The sequence below is a fragment of the Williamsia muralis NBRC 105860 genome (assembly GCF_001598915.1).
Classification (GTDB): Bacteria; Actinomycetota; Actinomycetes; order Mycobacteriales; family Mycobacteriaceae; genus Williamsia; species Williamsia muralis.
On the sequence record NZ_BDAP01000006.1, the window covers coordinates 54,730 to 76,340 of the forward strand.

The 21,611-nt window shown below is 61.3% G+C and carries 19 protein-coding genes and 3 pseudogenes; 13 read left to right on the top strand and 9 right to left on the bottom strand.

Going from position 1 to position 21,611, the window contains the following annotated elements; all coding sequences use genetic code 11:
- Window positions 1-96: 96 nt before the first annotated feature.
- The 7 genes and pseudogenes from eccCa to WIMU1_RS20440 form a co-directional block, all read left to right on the top strand.
- Window positions 97-1,587: pseudogene (eccCa, locus tag WIMU1_RS20420) on the top strand (type VII secretion protein EccCa); the annotation flags it as partial.
- Window positions 1,588-1,608: 21 nt separating this feature from the next.
- A complete protein-coding gene (locus WIMU1_RS20425; RefSeq protein ID WP_084248431.1) occupies window positions 1,609-3,027 on the top strand; it encodes a recombinase family protein in 1,419 nt (472 codons plus the stop codon).
- Between the two features lie 862 nt (window positions 3,028-3,889).
- Window positions 3,890-4,183, top strand: coding sequence for an HNH endonuclease (locus tag WIMU1_RS26915; RefSeq protein ID WP_084248433.1), 294 nt, complete (start codon window positions 3,890-3,892; stop codon window positions 4,181-4,183).
- Window positions 4,158-4,721: pseudogene (locus WIMU1_RS26920) on the top strand (protein rep); the annotation flags it as partial. The gene WIMU1_RS26915 and the pseudogene WIMU1_RS26920, both read left to right, overlap by 26 nt.
- Window positions 4,722-5,428: 707 nt before the next feature.
- Window positions 5,429-6,103, top strand: a complete 675-nt coding sequence (locus WIMU1_RS20430; protein WP_062799960.1) for a hypothetical protein — start codon at window positions 5,429-5,431, stop codon at window positions 6,101-6,103.
- A 254-nt stretch (window positions 6,104-6,357) separates the two neighbouring features.
- Window positions 6,358-6,720, top strand: coding sequence for a hypothetical protein (locus WIMU1_RS20435; RefSeq protein WP_211339025.1), 363 nt, complete (start codon window positions 6,358-6,360; stop codon window positions 6,718-6,720).
- 1,323 nt (window positions 6,721-8,043) lie between these two features.
- On the top strand, window positions 8,044-8,625 hold the full coding sequence (locus WIMU1_RS20440; protein WP_147431402.1) for a hypothetical protein: 582 nt from the start codon (window positions 8,044-8,046) through the stop codon (window positions 8,623-8,625).
- A 442-nt stretch (window positions 8,626-9,067) separates the two neighbouring features.
- On the opposite strand, the gene WIMU1_RS20445 is transcribed toward WIMU1_RS20440, so the two are convergent.
- The 5 genes from WIMU1_RS20445 to WIMU1_RS20465 form a co-directional block, all read right to left on the bottom strand.
- Window positions 9,068-9,646, bottom strand: a complete 579-nt coding sequence (locus tag WIMU1_RS20445; RefSeq protein WP_062799964.1) for a recombinase family protein — start codon at window positions 9,644-9,646, stop codon at window positions 9,068-9,070.
- Between the two features lie 127 nt (window positions 9,647-9,773).
- Window positions 9,774-10,868 (bottom strand): hypothetical protein, encoded by a 1,095-nt coding sequence (locus WIMU1_RS20450; protein WP_120802768.1) that lies wholly within the window; start codon window positions 10,866-10,868, stop codon window positions 9,774-9,776.
- Between the two features lie 200 nt (window positions 10,869-11,068).
- On the bottom strand, window positions 11,069-11,740 hold the full coding sequence (locus tag WIMU1_RS20455) for a hypothetical protein (protein ID WP_147431401.1): 672 nt from the start codon (window positions 11,738-11,740) through the stop codon (window positions 11,069-11,071).
- 92 nt (window positions 11,741-11,832) lie between these two features.
- Window positions 11,833-12,147: a hypothetical protein gene (locus WIMU1_RS20460; protein ID WP_147431400.1), complete on the bottom strand. Its 315-nt coding sequence runs from the start codon at window positions 12,145-12,147 to the stop codon at window positions 11,833-11,835.
- Window positions 12,148-12,175: 28 nt separating this feature from the next.
- Window positions 12,176-12,973 carry an HNH endonuclease gene (locus tag WIMU1_RS20465; protein ID WP_062799971.1) on the bottom strand — a complete coding sequence of 266 codons (798 nt, stop codon included), beginning with the start codon at window positions 12,971-12,973 and terminating at the stop codon, window positions 12,176-12,178.
- Between the two features lie 55 nt (window positions 12,974-13,028).
- On the opposite strand from WIMU1_RS20465, the gene WIMU1_RS20470 reads away from it, so the two are divergent.
- Window positions 13,029-13,814: an HNH endonuclease gene (locus tag WIMU1_RS20470; RefSeq protein WP_062799973.1), complete on the top strand. Its 786-nt coding sequence runs from the start codon at window positions 13,029-13,031 to the stop codon at window positions 13,812-13,814.
- A 6-nt stretch (window positions 13,815-13,820) separates the two neighbouring features.
- On the opposite strand, the gene WIMU1_RS20475 is transcribed toward WIMU1_RS20470, so the two are convergent.
- Window positions 13,821-14,822 carry a DNA cytosine methyltransferase gene (locus WIMU1_RS20475; protein WP_062800272.1) on the bottom strand — a complete coding sequence of 334 codons (1,002 nt, stop codon included), beginning with the start codon at window positions 14,820-14,822 and terminating at the stop codon, window positions 13,821-13,823.
- A gap of 186 nt (window positions 14,823-15,008) precedes the next feature.
- Here WIMU1_RS20475 and WIMU1_RS20480 point away from each other — a divergent pair, with 186 nt between their 5' ends.
- Window positions 15,009-15,338, top strand: a complete 330-nt coding sequence (locus WIMU1_RS20480; protein WP_062799974.1) for a hypothetical protein — start codon at window positions 15,009-15,011, stop codon at window positions 15,336-15,338.
- A gap of 47 nt (window positions 15,339-15,385) precedes the next feature.
- Here WIMU1_RS20480 and WIMU1_RS20485 read toward each other — a convergent pair whose 3' ends face one another.
- A complete protein-coding gene (locus WIMU1_RS20485) occupies window positions 15,386-16,165 on the bottom strand; it encodes an NgoMIV family type II restriction endonuclease (protein WP_062799976.1) in 780 nt (259 codons plus the stop codon).
- Window positions 16,166-16,252: 87 nt separating this feature from the next.
- On the opposite strand from WIMU1_RS20485, the gene WIMU1_RS20490 reads away from it, so the two are divergent.
- Window positions 16,253-16,498, top strand: a complete 246-nt coding sequence (locus tag WIMU1_RS20490) for a hypothetical protein (RefSeq protein ID WP_062799978.1) — start codon at window positions 16,253-16,255, stop codon at window positions 16,496-16,498.
- On the opposite strand, the gene WIMU1_RS26925 is transcribed toward WIMU1_RS20490, so the two are convergent.
- Together WIMU1_RS26925 and WIMU1_RS26735 are read right to left on the bottom strand one after the other, a co-directional pair.
- Window positions 16,455-16,925 (bottom strand): very short patch repair endonuclease, encoded by a 471-nt coding sequence (locus tag WIMU1_RS26925; protein ID WP_084248435.1) that lies wholly within the window; start codon window positions 16,923-16,925, stop codon window positions 16,455-16,457. The genes WIMU1_RS20490 and WIMU1_RS26925 overlap by 44 nt on opposite strands.
- A gap of 4 nt (window positions 16,926-16,929) precedes the next feature.
- Window positions 16,930-17,061, bottom strand: a complete 132-nt coding sequence (locus tag WIMU1_RS26735) for a hypothetical protein (protein ID WP_255283887.1) — start codon at window positions 17,059-17,061, stop codon at window positions 16,930-16,932.
- Window positions 17,062-17,222: 161 nt separating this feature from the next.
- Here WIMU1_RS26735 and WIMU1_RS20495 point away from each other — a divergent pair, with 161 nt between their 5' ends.
- The 3 genes and pseudogenes from WIMU1_RS20495 to eccCb form a co-directional block, all read left to right on the top strand.
- Complete coding sequence (locus WIMU1_RS20495) at window positions 17,223-18,032, top strand: hypothetical protein (RefSeq protein WP_147431399.1); 810 nt, start codon at window positions 17,223-17,225, stop codon at window positions 18,030-18,032.
- 7 nt (window positions 18,033-18,039) lie between these two features.
- Window positions 18,040-18,888: a DUF3037 domain-containing protein gene (locus WIMU1_RS20500; RefSeq protein WP_062799981.1), complete on the top strand. Its 849-nt coding sequence runs from the start codon at window positions 18,040-18,042 to the stop codon at window positions 18,886-18,888.
- Between the two features lie 188 nt (window positions 18,889-19,076).
- A pseudogene (gene eccCb, locus WIMU1_RS20505) lies at window positions 19,077-21,611 on the top strand (type VII secretion protein EccCb); the annotation flags it as partial.

Below are 21,611 nucleotides of genomic sequence, written 5' to 3' on the forward strand. Positions count from 1 at the left end.
CACCCTTGCGGGTGCCGCCGACGGAGTAATGGTGAATGATGGGCGGCCGGGGGAAGTTTCTGTTCCAGGGGTGGGGTAACAATCCATGATGTTCAGGTGACGGCAGGCACGACCGAAGGGTTTGTGCGGCGGGCACGCGTGCCTGCTCCACGCGCGCCCGGCGGCGAGGTCAATATTCAAGTGCCACCGGATGTTCCGCGTGTGGTTCCGGGCAGTCTGCTGATGAAGATGATGCCTGTGGTGATGGTGGTCGCCGTGGTGGGCATGATCTCGATGATGGTCGTGACCGGCGGCCGGAACATGCTGTCCAACCCGCTGTTCATGATGTTCCCGATGATGATGCTGATGTCGATGTTCGGCATGTACGCGGGTTCGGGCAATCGTGGTGGCAAGCGCGCCGCGGAGCTGAACGAAGAGCGCAAGGACTACTTCCGGTATCTGTGTCAGGTACGCGACGAGGTCCACGACACCGGAGCTGCTCAGCGTGAGGCACTGGAATGGAGTCATCCCGAACCGGCCGCTCTGCTGGGTGTCGTCGGCGGCCGGCGGATGTGGGAACGCCGGCGCGCCGACAGCGATTTCGGCCATGTCCGGGTGGGCGTGGGATCGCAACGTCTGGCGACGCGTCTGATGCCGCCGGAGACGGGCCCACTCGAAGACATCGAGCCGGTGTCGGCGGTGGCGCTACGACGGTTTGTGCGAACGCATTCGGTTGTCCACGGCCTCCCGACGGCGGTGTCGCTGCGGGGCTTCCCAGCGATCAACATCGAAGGTGCCCGGCAGGAGACCCGGCAACTCGCGCGGTCGATGGTCCTGGAACTGTGCGCGTTCCACGGCCCCGATCAGCTGATGGTCGCGGTGGTGACTGCCGACCCCGGCGCCGAATCGTGGGATTGGTGCAAGTGGCTGCCCCACGTGCAGCACCCATACGAGCGCGACGGTATGGGCTCGGCGCGGATGATCTACCGGTCGCTGACCGAGCTGGAGGACGACCTGGCCGTCGACCTCCTCGAACGTGGCCGGTTCTCGCGTTCGGCCCCACCGAGCGCCGGCCGGATCCAGCTGGTGATCGTGATCGACGACGGGTTCGTCTCGGGAGACGAACGGGTGGTCGGTGACGCGGGCATGGAGGCGGTCTCGATCCTCGATCTGTCGGCACCCCCGGACGGACTCGCGGTCCGCCGGGGCCTACAGCTGGTGGTTCGGGACGGGAAGATCGGCGCGCGAAGCGCTTTCGGAGTCGAAGAGTTCGCGGACATGGATTCGCTGACGGTGGCCGAAGCGGAGGCCTTCGCCCGATCGATGGCCCGCTATCGCCTGGCGACCGCAGCACAGATGGTGAATCTGGAACAGGAGGTCGCTCCGTCCGACCCTGGTCTGATGAGTCTGCTCGGAGTCGCCGATGCCACCCGCCTCGACCCGCATCTGACATGGGCACCCCGCAGCGCGCGGTCGCGGCTGCGCGTCCCGATCGGGTACTCCACCAGCGGTACGCCCGTGGAGATCGACATCAAGGAGGCAGCCGAGGGCGGGATGGGTCCGCACGGGCTCTGCATCGGTGCGACGGGGTCCGGCAAACCTGACTACGATCTATGACACTATTAGTGAATGAGTGTTTCCGCCGGTGTGTACGTCCGCATAAGTAGGGACAAGGTAGGCAACAAGGCGGGTGTTGAGCGCCAGACCGAAGATTGCCAAGAGCTGGCCACTCGACTCGGGTGGGATGTTTTAAATGTTTACGAGGACAACGACATTTCCGCATACTCCGGTAAAAAACGGCCGGGTTACGAGGCGATGCTTTCGGACATCCAGAGCGGTCTTATAGACGGGGTGTTGGCGTGGCACACTGATCGGCTGCATCGTTCCATGAACGAGCTCGAGAGGTTCATCGAGATTGTCACAGCGCACGGTGTCGAAATTGGGACCGTTCAAGGCGGCGAGATCGATTTGAGCACGGCCTCGGGCAGAATGCTCGCTCGGATCCTGGGTTCGGTGGCGCGGCAAGAGAGCGAACACAAGGGCGAGCGAATTCGACGTGCACGTCAACAGCAGGCCACTAGGGGTGGATGGCATGGAGGGCGGCGATGCTTCGGTTACGAGGCCGACGGCATGACGGTCCGGCGCGACGAGGCTGCCGAGGTGCTGCGGATGGCCAACGCTATTATCTCCGGGCTTTCGCTCCGAGCAGTAGTTAGCGACTTGAAGGCGCGCGAGGTTCCGACCGCCGGGGGCGGAGCGTGGACCTCTACAACGGTCAGGGAGCTGCTCTCGTCGCCGAGAGTCGCAGGGCTCAGTTCGTATAAAGGTAAGGTCGTCGCCCAGGCAAGCTGGCCAGCACTAATACCGGAGGAGCTATGGCGAGGTGTCGTTGCGCTCTTTTCCGACCCGTCTCGGAAGACGAACTATGTCGGCGGTGCAGTGAAGTGGTTGGGGTCGGGACTATATCGGTGTGGAGTGTGCGGATCGCTCGACGTGCGGGTGGGCACCGTAGAGGGGCGAAAACGGTACCGGTGCCGTAACAGGACGCCTGACGGGCCGCGAGTCCATGTCGGGCGCGATGCAGTGTTGCTTGACGCGTACGTGGAAGACCTCGTGGTGGCCAGGTTGTCGCGACCTGACTTCGCGGTATCCCTCCCAAGTGCAAGCGCCGAGATCGACGTTGTGGAGCTGCGCGAAAAGAGATCGATATTGACACTGCGGCTCGACCAGCTTGCGCAGGCGTTCGCAGACGGCAATATCAGTCTGTCGGTGCTCACAACCGCGTCTACAAGGCTGGAGACCGAGGTTGAGACCATCGCGAGCACGTTAGCGAAGTCGGCGTCACAGAGCGCATTCGCCGACGTTTACGGAACCGATGACATTCGTTCTCTCTGGCAGGCAATGAACTTGGAGAAGAAGCGGACGATCTTGGACGCCCTCGTCACGGTGACGATCAATCCGACCAAAAGCGGGCGCACAACAGATGGCACGTACTTCCGGCACGAAGACATCGGAATCGATTGGAAGGTGCTTTCGTCCGACGGCTGAATTGTCGCGCCCTAGTGGCTATTAGCTGGTATCTTCGTTTACAAGCGCCAGGGTTGACGCAGGTTGGCAGTCAAGCACACAAGCCCTGGAACAACGTGCAGCAGAGAGACACCTTCTGGTGAACCTCCGCGAGGGCCGAGAGCGCCAACGTCTCGCTCGTCCTCGGGGGTAGTTCACAGCATTCAAGCTGTGGAGTCTCTGTGTCTGAAGAAAAAAATCCCTCCGAAGCCTGGCGCTCGGAGCGATCCCGGTTCGCATCGCTGAGTCGTTCCCGGCATCCGCGAGATCCGGATGTGTTGGCCGCAAGACAAAAAATGGCCAGTCTCAAGTGGTTGGCGGATGTCGAAGCGCTCGCGGCGAAAGCGCCTGCCTTGTCCGAGGAGCAGAGGGACCGGATCGCCGGTCTCCTGCTGTCCGGTGGGGGCAAGTGACCGATGTTGTTCTGCGGAAGAAGCAGCTCCGATACGCTTCAATCCTCTGAGGTTGTAGGACGTTCCGGTCGGGTCCCCTCGCCGTCAACTCGAAGCCGCACTCGGGCGGGTGATTCCGCGACCGCTGCGTTTAAACCCTCTGGGAAGCAACTTGAGTGGATCTTTGTCCTTGGGTACCAGGGTCTGCGCATGCAGACACAGACTCGCTCTAGTGGTGATAGAGGGTGAGAAATCAAAGGCCCTCGGACCGCCGGAGTCCAGATCTCTGTATCAACAGCGAACCTCGCACTGAAAAAGAGTTTCGTCGGTGTAGTCAGTGTGGACATCTCAAGCAAGTAGATGATTTCGCGGTCGACCGTTCGACCGAGTCCGGAAGGCGTGGCACCTGCGCAGCGTGCCGGGCCAGTTATGACCACGCTTGCTACCTGAAGATGACCCCGGGTCTTTCGGGATACAAGACACGTTGCAAGGCGTACGGCTTGCCGGTGGTGATAGAACACTTCACCCGCGAACAGCTGATAGATCGCTACGGCAATGAGTGCTACCGCTGTGGTGGGCCTTTCGAGCAGCTTGATCATGTCCTATGCGTCAGGGCGGGCGGTCCCCACACGCTGGCGAACACAAGACCTATCTGCGCCCGCTGCAATCAGCAGAAGTATCAGGCCGTCGACCGTCTGGTGATCGCTCGGATGCGAACTGATGTGGCGAACCGCAGAGCGGCGTAGACGGGTGCTGTCTGCGGTCCCAACCTCCCGTCCGCCAGTCGTCGTCCAAGATGAACACTTCGATGATGCCGGAACCTGTTTTTACGAAAGAACGGATGCCAGAGCACTCCGCCGGGTTGCGCAGTCACTGACCACGGACGAGGCGATCAACGGGTGTGGGCGGACGATCCCGAGGGGACCACGAGGTAGCGCCGGAGAGGTCCTTCGGACCACTATCCACTGTGGCCGGAAGTGGCTTTGTCCAATGTGCGCGTTCGCCGAATCGAAGCGAGAAGAGGTGCGAGTCCATCGCAGGTTGCGTGGGTGGACCCGTCTTGGTGGGTCGGTAGCACTCCTGACCTTGTCTCAGTGCCACACCGTTTCCGATGGACTGGAGGTCCTTTGGGACCGGTCGGATGCTGCGTGGTCGGCAGTGACTCAAGGATCGGGTTGGCGGCGAGATCGGCAGCAGTTTGGCATCAAGGGCTTTCTTCGGTTCACCGAGGTCGTCCACACGCCGAAGTCTGGGTGGAATGTCCACTCGCATGTGCTGCTTCTGCTGACCGAGTCGCTAAGCGAAGGCGCGCTGGCCGGGTTGAAGACGGCTGTCGCACATAGGCACATTCGTAGCCTTCGCGACAACGGCGGCGGCGCGGAACTAACCGGTCAGGACATCAGGGAGATGCAAGAGGGAACGGAGTACTCGCTGGCCGGGTACCTGACGAAGGGCACACAGGTGAGAAGGCGGTCCCTAGACGGCAGCAGAACACCGATGGCGATCCTCGAGGATGTCCACCGATACAGCGGGGACCTCGACCTGTGGAACGAATATTCCAGTGTCGTCAGTGGGACTAGGAAGGTCCAGTTCACCACGTCCAAGAAGATCGACGAGCTTTGCGGACTGACTGATGATGGGCGGTCTGCGGGGTTGTCTGTGGAAGGTAGGGAACTGTTAGTACCTGATTACCCTCCGACAGTTCCGACAGTTCCGGCGTGTCCAGGAGAGGCAATACGAACGCCACCCGTGAGTGGGCTGTACCACCCACTACCTGGGTTTAGTCGCATGAGGCCCCTTATAGATCAAGAAGGAGAGCAGGTGGCTGGCTCCGCCTCGACCTGTGGCACCCGGGAACGGCACTCGTGGCGTCGAAGTACAGGTATGTACCCGAGAAGTGCCACATGTGCTGGGGCGCTCGAACGAACCGAATTAGAGGTCGAGACTGGGTGGACCGTGGACGTTACCCGTTCGGCCAGACAGGAGGAAAAATGTCAGATACTCAGACGCCCGGCAGTTTTGGCGACGTCGGTGACCGAAGTTCGGATGGGCGTAGAGCTCCCATTGTTTTCCTTGAACCACGGTGCCGCGTCTGTCGGCTCGACAACGTCCGGCTGAAGGTCAATGACCTGCTCGCACGGGGGGTCGGCTACGCCAGGATCGTGCGGGCCTTGGCGGCGGAGAACAGCGAGCTTGACGAGCAAGACCGAGTGACAGTCGACTCGGTCAGGAATCACACGGCGCGGCACTTCCCGGTTCAAGATGCAGCGAGGTCGACGTATCGAGAGATCCTGGAGCGACGTGCCCGCGAGAATCAGATCGATTTCGAAAGCGGGGTAGAGAACGCCGTCACTCCAATGGCCCTTCTTGAGACGGTCATGGTGAAGGGCTATCAGGCACTGGTCGGCTCTGAGGCTCCTGTGAGTTTGAGCGCCGCGATGTCTGCTGCTGTTCGGCTACAGGAGGTGATGGAGACCCGAGGTGGGTCAACTGATGTCGCGGACGCGATGCTCAAGCTAGACCGAATTATGCATGCAGTGAAGTCCACTGTTCCTCCGGAGTTGTGGCCCGAGATTCTCGAAAAGATGAGGGAGGATCCGAGCCGGAGGGCTTTCGATGATGATGACGACGACGATGTGCGGGGCCCGAGGTCAGAACCTATGTGACCGGAACGAAGGAAACGGGCCGGTAGAGTCCGAAGATGCCGCATGAGCGCGAAACACCGGACCCGGTTACGGCCTTGGTGGATGCGCGTGCTCGCTACCCAAGCATCGGATCCGGAAGTTTTTATGACGAGGTCTTGGTCGAAGTCCAGGGCCGAGCGGCAGAGTCGGGTTGTCTGGGAAAAGCTGACATCGGAGCGCTTCTGCTCTGGAAGAGGCTGAACCTGAGTAGTCCTTGGACGCGAGAGTTGAACGAGATGCCTGACGCTCGCGTGAAGGCCGTCACCCGGGCAGCGTGCGATGTCGCAAAAGACGGTGACCTCTCGATACCTGAGGCTGCTTCTGCGGGTCGCATGGCACTCCTGGGGCTGCCCGGATGCACGAGCGGACCTGCGGTGCCGTCAACGATCCTGACCGCGTGTGCGCCGGATCGGATGGCTGTGTACGACCGTCGAGTTGTGGCTGCGCTGCGCGACCTCGGCTTCGGAGCGCCGGGCAGATACAGCCGGTATATGGCGACCGTGTGCGACATCGTAGCGATGGTTGAAGCTGGATCTGATCTGGTCTGGTGCCCTCGCGATGTGGACATGGCGCTGTTCATGCTGGGAGGCCCAGAGTGACGCCAGGAGCCATCTGAGGCAGGGGTGCGTGCGACCGACTTGAGCAGCGGTCGCGGTGGCTTCTCAGCATGCCTGGGGACGGTAGATGCCGTTGCTGAGTTGGTCGAAAGTAGGTTTGACACAAGTGAGTTTCAAATATAAAAAACTGAACCCCCTCCAGTGCAACAGCATTGAAGGGGGCTCGGTTCAATCTCTGCTACCCGCGATCAGAGCCATCGCAGCGGTCCTCGGGTAGCATCGACTGTGACACAAACAAATTGCAGGTGACAGCCTACCGGAAACGGCTGCGATCACGGAATTCCTGATCGGAGGGCACGGGTGGCGGCCAGGTGCAGAAAAACCTCTCGTGCCACCGGTTAGTTCCCGGGTGTAGTGAGAACAAAGAACGACAAGAGCTTCTTGTGGCGGTAGGTACTCAGGGCAGACCCACCTATCGAAGACGTCCAGAGCGATTGTGACGAGGCGGTGTCGAGGCCTCTCACCCAGCTGAAGCAGAAACCCGGCAACTGTGGCGAGCGAGTAATACCCGTGGCCAGCGTGTGGGTCAGCGGACACTCAAATAGGTGTCCGGTGACCTTCTTGTTCGACGACTAAGTCGAACAAGAGGCGGATACCTCATCTGTACCGAGAGACCCAGACATCACGCCCCTCCCCGAATAGTCACAGAACCTCGCGTTCTGGTGGCCGCCCACCCTCGTGGGCAGCTTTCAGCCTGTTCGGGGAGGGGCATATGACGTGTCCTATCTACCCGAGAGTCATTAAAGAACATCGGCGTAGGAACACTCCCCATCGTGATCAGGCAGTAAGACACCCGTCGACAAGATCGCTACTTTCGGCCCGATCAGTCCGACCCGGTACATAGGCCTTGATGTCGTCAGTCTCGTCGATCCGTCGATCTCGTGCTGTTGACATGGCACTGTGCAAGGGGGTCGGTTCCCAAGCGTGATGTCTGCTCGACGAAAGGCTAACTCCGTGACACAGCCGTACGGTTCGCCCACGAACCAATTCGGGGAAGGGCGACCTCCAGCTCGAAACAACAAGGTGACCTGGATCCTCATTGGCGTCATCGCCGTCCTGCTTGTTGCCCTGCTCCTAGTTGTTCTTCTCCTTGTGAATGCAGGTGATGACGAAACGTCGTCGGCCTCTGCTTCGAGTCGAACGCCTTCCGCAACCGCGCAACCGCCTGAGACGAGTCAGCCCGGCACGCCTCCGACGGGCATGGATGGGAACGGTTTCGTCGGGTCACACGCGCGGTGTGACCGCGGCGACATCGCCGTTGCGATAGGGCGCACCGCGGAGTCGCTCGTAGTGGTGTGCCAGGCAGTGTCGACTCCGTCTGCGTTCTACTACCGAGGAGTGCGCCTGAGCGACGAAGCCGAGAGCCAGGTCGACAACACTGAGCCCACGCCGGGTGGGTACCTCGCTACAAGCGGCGATGTCACGTACACCGTTGTCGCCGACGCTCTGACGATCAGGTCTGGAGAGTCCTTGCTCGCACGAGAACCGATGCTGGAGTACACGACGAACACCCCGATAGGTGGTTACAACCCGACGTCGACTACTCGGGCGACCCCCACGGCGTCGCGACCACCAGCTATAGCCCCGCCTGCTGAAGTTCGCGGCTACCCGGCTGCGCCGATTGCAGGGCAGGGCGTAGGAGAAGGTGAGCTACGTTTCACCGCGTCGCGGAGCTGGTTCATCAACTACGACGTCGACTGCAGCGAGATGGCCGAGCAAGGGACCATCGATCTGTGGACGGCGGCGGACCGAAGCCTCGATTTTATGCAGGTTTACCCGACTGCCCCATCCGGCACGACGCGAGTCCAGTCAGCCACTGGCCCGATGGTGGCGAAAGCGAGCGTCCGGCCAGATTGCACCTGGTCGATGTCAGTGGAGTATCAGTGAATCGGTGGTCTTTCGGTTCTCGTCCGTGAAGGATGTACCGGATGGTGTGACAGTTCGCGAGTTCGGGTGGGAGTCAACATGGCAGGTGCCAACTATGCCGCGTGTAAGTACAGCGTGACGATGAAGATATCGAGCGAAGCGGTGCTGAGCATGCTTCGTGGGCTTGCCCAGCACAATGAATCGGGATCTCACCCGCAGATCTCATGGGGCGGAACGAAAGCGAAAGACTGGGTAGTCGCAGGAAGACAAGCAACCTTCCGGTTCACCCGGTCCGGGGACAGGGCCGCATTTCTAGACGGTGCATCAGACCTACTGGTCTCGGGGACGTGGTCCGTTGTCCGGACCGACGACGATGACCCCGCGACGCCTCGGAGGGCGTCATAGTCGCGGCCTAACGCAGGCCAGCTGACCAGCCACCGATCACACGCGGGTATCGGGTCGCTCAGTGGCGCTGCTCGATCAACCTGTAGACGGTCGCACGGCTGACGCCGAACTCGTCCACCAGCAATGAGACGGGTTCGCCTGAAGCGTGCATCCGGCGCAGAAGATCGGCCTTCTGCTGTGAGAGAGCCTTAGGTCGCCCAATATCTCGCCCCCGGGCCTTTGCGGCGACACGTGCTGCGGCCCGTCGCTCCTTGCCCAGTTCAAGTTCGAGTTCGGCCAACGAGGCGAGCACGCCAGCGAGCATCCGACCTGCGGCAGTTCGGGTGTCGACGCCCTCTCGAATCGACCTCAGGGTGATATTTCTTGCCAGCAGGTCCCGGATCGTAGTCATCACCTCGGCTGCGTTTCGCCCCAGCCGGTCGATCCCGACGACCACGATGGTGTCGCCCGGTCGCGCGTAATCCAACAGCTCGGCGAGGCCTGGCCGGTTCGAATTACTGCCGGAGAGCTTGTCTGAGTAGATCCGCTCACTCGACACGCCTTCGGCTTTGAGCGCGTCCTGCTGCTGCTCGAGCGTCTGGTGCGTCGTTGAGACGCGAGCGTAGCCAAGGATCGTGCCGGTGGAGGTTTCGATCATGTCTTCATTGTCTCAGAAGCTGTTATGGAACACAATATTGAGACGGCACTTTTGGAACATCTTTTGAGACGAGCCCACCTGGGTTTACACATGCAAGAGGGTTGATCTGCCGGGCCGTCTCAGAACTTTAGTTTTGAGAGGTGCGCCCGGCCTCAATCCAAGCGCCAATAGCCTCCTCCAAGGCCTCGTCCGGTCGCAGGCCGAGTTCGGACACCATGGCCTCGTATTCTGCGCGGAGGATCGGACTCACCTTGCCCTTGACCTGAACCCGATCTCGAACAATCGGAGTCGGTGCGACCACGAGCGACCCTCGTTCGGCATCGAACTCGCGAAACAGCTGCTCGTAGTTCGCTTGCATGGGTTGCATCGGCTGCCCCGCGACGAACCATTGAAGCCGGGCGCACTTCTCTAAGGCCTTCGTGGCAATTCCGTCGTGATGGGCGTAGTCGTTGCGCATCTTCACCATGTCGCCGATCAACGGAGACAGAATGTCGTCGACAGTGCAGTCATGGGAGGCTGCGAGGCGGGGACGATAGCTTTTCTCCCACTTGGCAACCCACAGTGTCATCCACATCCCGGCAAAACGCCGCTGGGTCTCGGTTTCGCTCTCGGTCGCGCCCTGCGACACGTATTCCTGCATGGTGGCCGTCCCCGGATCCGTCGAGGTCAGCACGGTGGTGAACGGCAACGTGTTCGGCCCTGGGGTGTCAACAGGTTGCACGGTGAGCATGTCGAAGAAGAGTGGCGCAGGTGTCCGCCCCTTCGAGGTCTCCTGCATTCGCGGTACCCAGTGGTCTCGTACCGCGAGCATTATTCCGGTGTGGCCGAGACGCGCTGTAAGCACAAGCAGTTTCAGAGTCGTAACCATCTCGTCGACGACGTCCTCCGCGGTTTCCGTCGGCGGCAACAACTGGACCGCGTCTCGAGCTTTCCGAACGATCTCGATGAACGCCGTCACGGGAGCAGTCGACGTATCGCCTGGGTCGAGTGTGCTCGCGGCCTGGACCACCGGCCACAACAACTCGTGGAGGTCGGTGGTCTCCGAAGGTGTGTGTGCATTCCATAGCTCAAGCACGGGCTCGACGATGGTCGCGATGAACCCGCTTGATGCCTGGGCGTGCGGGAACGCGGGCTGCGTCCACATCGGCTTGATGCTGTCGTAGAGGTTGATTGGGGTAGTCAACGCGTGGGTCCACCGGACCACGGCCTCACCTGTCGCCATGAGTGGATGGTACGGAAGACGCCAATACCCGGAAATTCTTGTGGGGTTGCTCGTGACGGCTTCGTGTAAGTACAGGAGCACAGGGGGCGGTCTGGGTTCCGCACTGGGGATGACGGTAGGGCAATGGGCGAGGTGAGTTGGAAACACTTCTCCGAGCCATGCCTGGTAAGCCGGAAGCCGCCCGTGCACAGAGTCCGGTTTCAGTCGGGACTGATTGAAATCGATGGTGCGTGTGAGTTCCAGTAATGACCGCATTTCCTCCACGACCCGCGTCCGCATGGGCAAGGACGGTTGCCGCTGGATGGCCGCAGGTTGCGCCAGTAGGCGCGTTCAGTCATCGTGGCTGCGCCTGTGGTGAGCCCAAAATCGTCAACAACTGCGAGCGACTGCCGTAGGAGATCGATGCCGATAGATGTGCACTGCAAGGCGGCGTCCGCCGCCGTCCGGACAATCGTGAAATCGATGTCTCCATCAAACCTCGGTCGAACAGTTCGTCGGCTGTATTCCCTCTGCCAGACCGCGCCCGAATTGTGAATCGACAGTTGCGACGACTGAACGGTCCGGCTAGCGAACGCTGGATGGGCAGCGTCGGTGAGCAGGTCGTACCAGCCAGGGAGTTCCTGATTGCCGGTTGCTCGCGCGAGATGGTCAAGGTAGGTCAAGATGCTCTTCGCGGAAGGTGTTTTCTTTTCTAGCCACTTCAGCCTTGACCCGTAGGATGCTTGTGTCAGCTCAGGGTCCAGGAGTTCCCTCAGGTCCCAAGGCCGATCCACGCCGTCTGGTAGTCCCTTGGCTTCAGCCCACTTGGCGGCCAAGTGCTTGCTCTCGTAGTGAATGCAACCGACATCTTCGATGAGTGCACGAGTCATCACCGGCAGCTCCGCGGTGAATGGCTGCTGGAGGCAAGCGAGACTGGCCCGGCTGAGATCTATGAACCGCCAGGCGTGTACAAGCCACCAGGACACTAGTCGCGAGTGAATTTCGGGGAAAAAAGTGTTCCAGATCCGGCGCGTCCATCGGCTTCGCGGTCCACGCCATCGATACAGAAGACTTTGTCCGAACCGTCGAAACCGGCACAAGCCCAGTGTCCACTGCGGTAGTCGTCCGTGGCTTTGAGTTGGAGGTGCTCGGTGGGTGTGAGCGGGCGGAGGTGGACCTCGAGGGTGACCGCGTCTTCTGTCTGATCGATGAGCTGCTGTAAATGGCCTTCGAGTGCCCCGATGCGGCGAAGACGTTCGGACCCAAGAGCATCTTCGAGCAAAGCTTTGTTTTCGCTCAATGTGACTGTCTCGCTGCTACGAGCCGCATTACTGAGACCTGCGAAGACGTCTACGTAGTTCACCGACTGTGTAAGGGTCGGGCCTGCGCCGGTGGGCCATCACGTGGCAGTTAGCGCACAGTGGCACCAGGTCTTTCACGGGATCCACCTGATAGTTACTACCAATCTGTGACACCGGCACTGTGTGGTGCACCTGGATGTAGCCGTCGCCGATGTCTCCATACATTTGTTGGAAGTCGAGTCCGCACGCCTTGCACTTGGATCCGTGCTTTGCGATACACGCCTCGCGGGCTGCTCGGCTTCGCTCGTACTTGTTGACCAGCACAGTTCGAGTCGATCCCTCGGGGTATGTACCCGGGGCCTCGTCATCGAACGGCGTGGACGGAATGGCCGCCGTCCACAGCTGCCTTATCGCCGGGATATCCGCCGGATTGATACGCGCCCCGGAGTTGCGGATCCCTCGCCATGCAGTTCTCGGTGCCGCGCTCTCAAGGGTGACAACATCAATCAGGTCCGACTCCGGTAATAGCAGGTCCCAAGTGATGTCTATTCGATTCGTCGTCCTCGAGGAGTCCTTCGGATCTGTCCCTCGCCAGGGAGCGGATTTCACGGTCGCGTGTCCGAGAATGCCTCGGCGAGTGGGATCGATGCCACCCTGCAAGAACAACCATGCCTCGACGCCTTGGCCGATTCCGGTCGTTCGATTGCCGATTGACCAGTCGACTTCCTGTGGCCCGTTGTCGCGGACCTGCGCTGCGTACGTGTCGTAGTCGGGTGACCACCCGTTCCACTTGCCCGGGTTCCATGTCAAAAGGATTGAATCCACGCTCCCAGCGTGTCATACCGCGTGTTGATGAACGTCGTCATGAAAAGGTTGCTGCATGGTCAAGTACGGGCCGGAGGCCTATGCGTCCGATGAGGTTCTGTGGTGGGACCTCGAGAAATGGCCGAACAGCGACCGCGACTACGGCGACGAGCGCCGGATCGCGGCTTATCTTGCGTGTAATCGAAGTGTCGGGGACATCTTCACAACTGACGAACTGCGGGGCGTGCTCGGCACTCAGGGAGAGCGGAACAAAGCTGAACACTTTCAGAGGCGCATCAGGGAGCTACGAAGCGCCCGAGATGGCTGGAAGATCACGAGCTGGAAAGACGACCGCACCCTGCAGCAGGAGCACTACCGTCTCGATGTTGTTGGCTGGCATCCCGGGCTTGGGCCTCGTCCCAAGAACGCAAACAACATCAGCAAGAAGTTGCGGAGCGCGATCCTCGAGCGCGATGGCAGCCGCTGCCAGCTCTGCGGCATCGGCGATGGCGAGCCATACCCAGGAGATCCTGACCAGGTAGCAGCGATGACGATCGGTCACGTGATTCCAGGTGATCGCGAGGGCTTGGCCGAACCCGGGAATCTGAGGGTCGAATGCAGGTGGTGCAACGAACCGAAGCGTTCTGAAGGCATCGACCCGCCGAGCGCCGAGGAGATGTGGAGCATCGTCAGGCCGCTCAAGACTGCAGAGCTGAGGCGTCTCAACTCCTGGCTTGTGAAGGGCCACCGAACTCGTGACCGAGTGGACGAAGTTTATGACCGCATCCGCAAGCTGGCTCCCGAGGAAAAAGAAAAACTCGAAGCACGAATCGCAGACGCTCTCAACGGACGCCGCTCGTAGGGAAGATCAACGACTTGCTGAGACCGGAATCCGATCTAGGTCTACAGCGAGCGGGGTGTTTGTGATCGCCGCAGCGATTGCCTTGCCTAGAGCAGCGGCGACTGGTGGCGGAAACGCGTTGCCGACCTGACGGTAAGCAGCGGTCTTGCGCCCGTAGAACTTCCAGGACCGAGGGAAGCCCTGTAGTGCAGCAGCCATCCTTACAGTTAGACGCGGTACCCCATCGGTGGGGAATTCAGGGCCAGGAGCTTCTTCGGCAAGGCTGCTGCCGTTGACTCCCATCATCGCCCATGCCTGGCGTGCTCGTGTAGGTCCGAGGTCAGGCCCGCCGTGTTTCTTTGATCCTCCGACGAGGGTTGGTCCGACGCCATCGGCGCGCTTAGCCCAGGCGTGTGCCCCCGCCCATCCGTTCTCGGACATATAGGGGTAGAGCGCATCGCCGACGGTGGGTGGACTACCAACCGGCGCTGGCCAAGCAAAGTTCGCGGCGTACTGCGTCTGCAGCGCAACGAGAACGAACCGTGGTCGAAGCTGAGCGACACCGTGCTCGCTCGCGTTGATCAACTGCCAGTGGGACATGTAACCCCACTCTTCGAGGGTGTTGATGATGTCCTGCCGGTAAGGCGCGAACCGCGCAGTCGACAGGCCCTTGACGTTCTCGAGGAGAACGGCCTTCGGCTTCGTCACTTCAACGAGACTCAGGGCGGTCGAGAAGAGGTCACGTTCGTCGCCCGCGCCGAGTTGCTTTCCCGCGACAGAAAACGGGGGACAGGGCACGCCTCCTGCGAACAGGTCGACCCCCTCGTAGTCGCGACCGTCCAGATCCTTGACGTCCATCTCTCGGACTGTCCACCGGCGTGCCTTCGCCAGCTTGGTGTGAGACCGATTCAGTCTGAGCGTCTCGCAGGCGTGCGAGTCGTTCTCCACAACGGCGAGGTGCTTGAACCCAGCCTGTTCAAGGCCAAGGGCCTGTCCGCCTGCACCTGCACATATCTCTAACGAAGTCAGCACTAGGCAATCGTTTCATGACGCTCGGACATCGCGTTAACGACACGCTGCCACGAGCTGGTGTCAAGCCACAGCACAACCCGGGCACGATCTTTCACGTTCTGAACGACCCCACCTTGGTCGGGGAACTGCCGGTCGGTGGCTGCGGATACGGTGTCGATCAACCAACATGCAGGAGGCTCAAGAATGTCCCGCGCCTACGACTACCTATTCGCCATCCACGTCTTGAAAAACGAATTTGGGGTCGACTTCGCTCTCGTCAACACGGGTGGGGGATGCATGGCGTTGGAAGGCGTCCTGGAGACAGGCCACAGTGTGCTAGTAACCGACTATGCCAACGACCTGGCCGATGATCCCGAAATGCGAGAGGGCTGGCAGGTAGGCATCTATACAAGGGAATCAGACTATCCGGGGGATGCGGATGCGTGTGTGGCCGTCGTGGGTGCCGAAGATCCATCTGTTGAGGCGCTCGTCGACTGTTTCACGCAGGCGCTGCGAGAGGCAGTGTCGTCATGATGGGTTCTAGAAGAGACTAGATCTCAGCAGAACACGGCGCAGGGTTACTACCAGTCCACAAGGGACTGAGCCATGACTGCGTAGTCACGAAGGCGTCCCTGGCCAGTAACTTCGTCCCATGCGGCCTGCTGTCCGGGGTTTTTTTCGGCTGCAACCGCTGTCGCGAGTTCGGCGTAGGCAATGTGGTAAGTGACGTCCACCTCACCAGTTCCACGAGCAATCGACGCGAGTCGTGTTGGCAACGGTTCTGCCGTGATGGTGGCGAGATGCGGCAATCGACCTCTTCGATGACGAATCATGTTGCCGTTCTCGTGTCGGATGTTCTGGACGCGGTCCGACCGGATAGTCCATTTGCACGCCAGCGCGGCGTGAAGCCAGGGGTGGTCGGTGAGAGTGGGCGTTCCGAAGATGCCTACCAGAACATCTGGGGTGATTAGGTAGTCCGTCCCGATGGTCACGCGCAGGTTGGGGTTGTCCTCTATGGCTGCCTGGACACCGGCAAGGTGTTGATACTGCGCGTACTCCATGATGTTCCGGCCACGACGAACTTGCCAGTCCCGCTTCGGATCGAGCAGCGGAAGCTGGGCTGCGAGTTCTTCGCACACTGCCTGTTCAAGCGGGCCCCCGGGGCTCGGAGGCGGAGTGGTTGCGGGGCTCAGCATGCTCACGTTGGGGTTAGGGTCGCCCAGTTGATCGAGGATGGTCGCCGCGAGCCGCAAGCTGGTCGCGTTGTCAACGTCTGCAGAGTTGGGGACCCAGGCCCAGTTAAGCTTGTTCTTTGCACTGCGTTTCCAACCGAGGAGCGTCGGCGCGAATGATGAACCCACAGGGGGACCGTATCGGCGGTCGCTCTGAGATCTTGGGAGGCGCGCACCGTTCAGGGCGTGAATGTGCGCCGGTAGTATTCTCGCGCGATGGATGCTCCGCGTGACGAAGAATCGACGGTGTGGCTCGAGGACGCCGTAGGGAACGCCATCGGTATTTCGCGATTTGCCGACGGCGATGATCCCCGAGTGCTGCTCACGGTCCCCGCGCTAGGGCTCAAGCGTGAGATCGACGCTGAGGATGCGTCCAGGCTGATTCAGATGCTCCAGACCGGAATGTCGTTCAGTGAGATCACTGGTGATCGGTCGTTCCGGCTGGACTTGAACGAGTTGTAGGCAGGGGATCAGTCCATCCGCGATGCCGGAGGGCTGCGAGAACCTGTTCGACACAGTTGTCGAAGTCGGCTCTCAACTCAAAGTCCCAGAACCGTAGAACAGTCCAGCCCAGGTCTCGGAGCGCGTCACTCGCGACGACGTCCCGAGCTTGGGTGCGCGCGATCTTCTCCCGCCAGTACGCCGTCGCATTCGAGGGGTCGAAGTGGTCAGGGTGCCCGTGCCAGTAGGCACCATCGACGAAGACCGCGACTCTCCATCGCGTGAACGCGACATCGGGTTTACCAGGCAGATGGCGGGTGTGGATCCGGTAGCCAGTTGCTCCAGCCGCGCGCAACCCTGCTCGGACAGCTAGTTCAGGTTTCGTGTTCTTAGACCGGATTGCGGACATGACGCGCGACCGTCCATCAGGACTGAGGTGATCCGCCATGTCGTCAATCTTGTGTGGGCACGATGGCAGTCGCAGACTCGGGTTGATCGTTCACCTCGACCAGTTCGAGTTCCCAACGCACCATGTGCAGCGCGGCCTGTATCGCGTCGGTTGCGACCTTTGGGAGATGATCCATTCTGGTTAGACGTCGAAGTTGTGCCCGGAGTTCCGGACGAGCAGATTCCGCGGCTTAGAACGCGGACTCACCCGTCTAGACAAGAATTGAATCACCCGCGCGGGCCGTCGACGACGGCCAGGATCGCAACTCGCAGTTGGCCTTGAACTACTCTGCCAGTCATGTCGCGCCCGATTGGTGTTGCCCGGTCCGAGTGGGAAGGTCTGCTGCCCAAGCGTAAGGAGCCATCGGCGGTTCCAGTGGTGGTTCTCTTGGGACCCGTTGGAGCAACCCAGGCAGCACCGGTGCGGGTAACTGCCGATGACGGTTTCGACTACTTCATCAAGGTGCAGGACATCTTTACCTCTGTCAGAGATCGGATGTCGGTAGCTACCGAAATGCTCGTCGCTCGATTCGGTTCTGTGATCGGTGCGCCGACGTGCGACGCCGCCATCATCAGGATTCCCGACGAGCTACATGGGGAGGAGCTTAGGCCCGGGATTAAGCTCGATTCGAGCTACGCCCACGGTAGCCGTGCGCTCGATCATTGCGTAGAGGGCCGAGACGGGCTGCAAAGCCGAACGCGGAACAGCAACCGCCAGCGGCACGTCGGTGTTTTCGCAATTTACGACCTGTTCTACGGGTCGGATCCGCAGTGGCTGTACGACACGGACAACGACCGAAGCACGTATTCGCACGATCACGGACTCTATCTGCCGCCCGCCATGAACGCCGGGTGGACGGACCAGGACCTTCAGCGCGAAGTCGGGACGCCTCGGTTGTTGCCCGTTCCGGCGCACGGACTTGACCAGGCCGAACTAGAGAGGGTCGCAGCAGCACTTAGGGAGCTTTCGAGAGCGCAGATCTTGTCCGTCCTAGCGGAAGTGCCACAAAGTTGGAATGTCGCGGATACTGACCTTGAGGCACTCGGCTGGTTTCTAGAACAGCGTGCGCCTGCGGTAGCTGGTCGACTTGATCGCCTGAGGAGTTAGGAATCGTATGCCAAGGTACGAGTACGCCGTGGTCAGGTGCGTTCCCGAGCCGAGGACCGGCGAGTTCGTAAACGTGGGTGCGGTCGCGGGCTCCGCAGAAGAAGGCGACTGGGACGTGCGCCAGATTCAGAACCCTCGGAGAGCTGCGAAACTCTGCTCGGCAGAACAACTAGCCGTCGTCGCCGAGTTCATAGCTCAACTGAGTAGCGACATCGAAGAGTCATCCGAGTCGCTAATCGAGCTGCCCACTGACTGGCTTAGCAGTCTGCGGGCAGAGCGTCGAAATATTATTCAATTGAGCGAACCTGGGGTTGCAGTAGCCGACAGCGCGGCCAGCGTTCTTGATGTGGTTTTCAAGCGCCTGCTCGTAGACATCGAAGCCACGACACGCAACAGCATCAGTAAGCGAACGCTGCTGGCGCACCTTCGTAGGTCATTCGGTTCATTCGTGCCTGGGATCCACGTCGTCGAACGTCCAGACCTCGTAGTGGGCGACCGGATCAGAACACGCGTCGACTTTGCGGTCGGCAATACGCCGGAGTTGCTGACACAAGCGTGGAGCTTCCAGCGAGACAACGTTGGCGAGGTGGTCAGCGACGTCAAAGCCTGGGGGTACGCGATGGACAGGTTCAGGTCCGGTCGACAGGGGGCAATCCTGGTTCCTCCGGGCGAGGCGCAGGGATTTAGCGTTGAACCCGACATCGATGTTCAAGTGTTGTTCGCGAAACCTCAGACCGATAGGCAGGTTGAAGCCTTCGAGGAGGCCGCAGAAGTGTTCACCCAGCTGGGCGTCGGTTACACGAGTAACGAACAGCAGCTCGCTGACCACGCGAGAAGGCTAGTCGGTGCCGCTTAGTCCGCGCACTTAGGTTATCGCTGCGCTGGATAGCGACGGCTGCGGACGCCTCTGTCTTGATCAGCAGGCCAGCCGTGGCGGTCTGCTTATTTTAGGGGAAGGCCCGCAGGTGACGCCGCCTGAGCCACGGCTGCACCTGTTGCCGAAGAAGCTGCTGCGTCCGAGTTCATTGGTGTCTTTAGCAAGTATCAGGTAAATCGGAGTTCCTGCGTACTCTGGTGCTCTCGCTCGTCAGCTCCCATTCGCCTGAGGCACTCAATCTCGTCCTGGTCGACTTCAAGGGTGGGGCAACGTTTCTGGGCCTCGACTCGTGCCCGCATGTGGCAGCCGTCATCACCAACCTCGAAGAAGAGTTGTCGATGGTCGACCGGATGCGCGACGCGTTGTCGGGGGAGATGAACCGGCGTCAGGAGGTGCTTCGCGCGGCGGGGAACTTCGCGAACGTGGGGGAGTACGAACGTGCGCGCGCCGCGGGTGCGCCGTTGGAACCGCTCCCGGCGTTGTTCATCGTCGTCGACGAGTTCTCCGAACTGCTCGCGCAGAAGCCGGATTTCGCGGACCTGTTCGTGGCCATCGGACGACTGGGCCGGTCGCTGCACATCCATCTGCTCCTTGCTTCGCAAAGGCTCGAAGAAGGAAAGATGCGAGGCCTGGACAGTCATCTGTCCTACCGCATCGGACTGAAAACCTTTTCCGCCAACGAGTCCCGATCAGTACTCGGTGTACCCGATGCCTATCACCTGCCCAACGTGCCGGGATCGGGCTACCTCAAATGTGATTCGGCGGAACCGATTCGATTCAACACGTGTTACGTGTCGGGTCCGTACTCGCCGCCGGTCGCGGCGGGCGCCGAGCACACCGCGTCGTCGGGCGGCCCGGTGGGCCTGAAGATGTTCACCGCCGGCCCTGTGCCACTCGACCCCATCGTGCCCCCGGCTGCGGCCGAGGTGGCCGGCCCCGACCCTGCCGGTGATCCGGAACCGCCCGCACCGAATTCCAGAACGCTGCTCGAGATCGTGGTGGACCGCATCGCCGGGCAGGGACGTCCGGCGCATGAGGTGTGGCTGCCGCCATTGGGTCAACCGCCGACCATCGACATGCTGGCCCCGCACTGGCGGACCCCGCAGATCGGTCGGCTGGTGTTCCCGATCGGCATCGTGGACCGCCCGTACGACCAGCGGCGCGACGTTCTCACCGTCGATGTCGCCGGATCGCGCGGCAACGTGGCGATCGTCGGTGGACCACAATCGGGTAAGTCGAATGCGGTGCGCGCGTTGATCGTTGCGGCGGCTGCCACCCACAGTCCGGCGCAGGTCCAGTTCTATTGCCTCGACTTCGGCGGCGGCAGTCTGGCCGGGATCGCCGGCCTGCCGCATGTCGGATCGGTTGCGAGCCGCTCGGACATGGATGCCGTGCGGCGGACGGTGGCCGAGGTCGCAACGGTGATACGGCAGCGGGAACTGCGCTTTGCCGAACTCGGCATCGAGTCGATGCGCGACTATCGCCAACGCCGCCTTGCCGGTGACGCATCGGTGCAGGCGGATGTCTTCGGTGACCTTTTCCTGGTCGTCGACGGCTATTCGGTGATCCGCGGCGAGTTCGACTTCCTCGACGAGCAGATCAACACCATTGTGGCGCAGGGGCTCTCGTATGGGGTCCACGTAGTGCTCACCGCTGCCCGCTGGGCCGAGATCAGGCCGGCCGTCAAAGACCTCATCGGCAGCCGCCTCGAACTGAGACTCGGCGACCCACTCGACTCGGAGATGGGCCGCAAGGTCGCCGGACTCGTGCCCGAGGGCAGGCCCGGGCGTGGTCTGACCGCCGAGCACCTGCACATGCTGATCGCTCTGCCGCGCACGGATTCCGACACCTCGCTCGATTCACTGAGTGCGGCCGTGGCGCAGACGGTGCAGCAGCTGGTGGCCGTCTACCCCGGTCAGCAGGCCATGCCGGTCCGCAAACTCGCCGCTCATCTGGAACGGTCCGAGGTGGTGGCACGGGTTCACGACGCCGGGATCGAGCTGACGGCCGGTGAAGTCGCGATCGGTGTCGGCGAAGCCGAGTTGGCCCCGGTCATCCTGGACTTCCGGGTTCAACCACACTTTCTGGTCTTCGCCGACGTGGAGCACGGGAAGACCACGCTGCTACGCAACATCGTCGCTGGTCTGGTCGAGAACAGCACGGCGACGCAGACGAAAATCGTCCTGGTCGACTATCGGCGCACCATGCTCGGTGTGATCGACACCGATCACCTCGCCGGGTATGCGAGTTCGGCCCAGACCCTCACCCCGATGGTGAACGAGTTGGTGGCGTTCTTCACCGCCCGGATCCCCGGGGAGAACGTCACCCAGCAGCAACTCCGTGACCGCAACTGGTGGTCGGGGCCGGACGTGTACATCATCGTCGACGACTACGACATGGTGGCCACCGGAAGCGGAAACCCGTTGAGCCCGTTGCTCGACCTGCTGGCCCAGGCCCGCGACATCGGCCTGCACCTCATCGTCGCGCGCCGTTCTGGCGGCGCCGGACGAGCTCTGTTCGATCCGATCATCGGGCGTCTCAAAGACCTGTCCACCGATGGGCTGCTGATGAGCGGTGACCGCGACGAGGGGTACCTGCTGGGCCGGGTGCGGTTGCAGCGCCTGGTACCGGGTCGGGGAGAACTGGTGTCCAGATCGCGACCGCAGGAAATGATCCAGGTCGCCCACATGCCGCCGTTGTGA

Bases quoted from the DNA above. Each gene is read 5' to 3' on its own strand.
- WIMU1_RS20425 (WP_084248431.1), top strand. From the start codon at position 1,609: ATGAGTGTTTCCGCCGGTGTGTACGTCCGCATAAGTAGGGACAAGGTA.
- WIMU1_RS26915 (WP_084248433.1), top strand. From the start codon at position 3,890: ATGACCCCGGGTCTTTCGGGATACAAGACACGTTGCAAGGCGTACGGC.
- WIMU1_RS20430 (WP_062799960.1), top strand. From the start codon at position 5,429: ATGTCAGATACTCAGACGCCCGGCAGTTTTGGCGACGTCGGTGACCGA.
- WIMU1_RS20435 (WP_211339025.1), top strand. From the start codon at position 6,358: ATGCCTGACGCTCGCGTGAAGGCCGTCACCCGGGCAGCGTGCGATGTC.
- WIMU1_RS20445 (WP_062799964.1), bottom strand. From the start codon at position 9,646: ATGATCGAAACCTCCACCGGCACGATCCTTGGCTACGCTCGCGTCTCA.
- WIMU1_RS20450 (WP_120802768.1), bottom strand. From the start codon at position 10,868: ATGGCGACAGGTGAGGCCGTGGTCCGGTGGACCCACGCGTTGACTACC.
- WIMU1_RS20470 (WP_062799973.1), top strand. From the start codon at position 13,029: ATGGTCAAGTACGGGCCGGAGGCCTATGCGTCCGATGAGGTTCTGTGG.
- WIMU1_RS20480 (WP_062799974.1), top strand. From the start codon at position 15,009: ATGTCCCGCGCCTACGACTACCTATTCGCCATCCACGTCTTGAAAAAC.
- WIMU1_RS20490 (WP_062799978.1), top strand. From the start codon at position 16,253: ATGGATGCTCCGCGTGACGAAGAATCGACGGTGTGGCTCGAGGACGCC.
- WIMU1_RS26925 (WP_084248435.1), bottom strand. From the start codon at position 16,925: ATGGCGGATCACCTCAGTCCTGATGGACGGTCGCGCGTCATGTCCGCA.
- WIMU1_RS26735 (WP_255283887.1), bottom strand. From the start codon at position 17,061: ATGGATCATCTCCCAAAGGTCGCAACCGACGCGATACAGGCCGCGCTG.
- WIMU1_RS20495 (WP_147431399.1), top strand. From the start codon at position 17,223: ATGTCGCGCCCGATTGGTGTTGCCCGGTCCGAGTGGGAAGGTCTGCTG.
- WIMU1_RS20500 (WP_062799981.1), top strand. From the start codon at position 18,040: ATGCCAAGGTACGAGTACGCCGTGGTCAGGTGCGTTCCCGAGCCGAGG.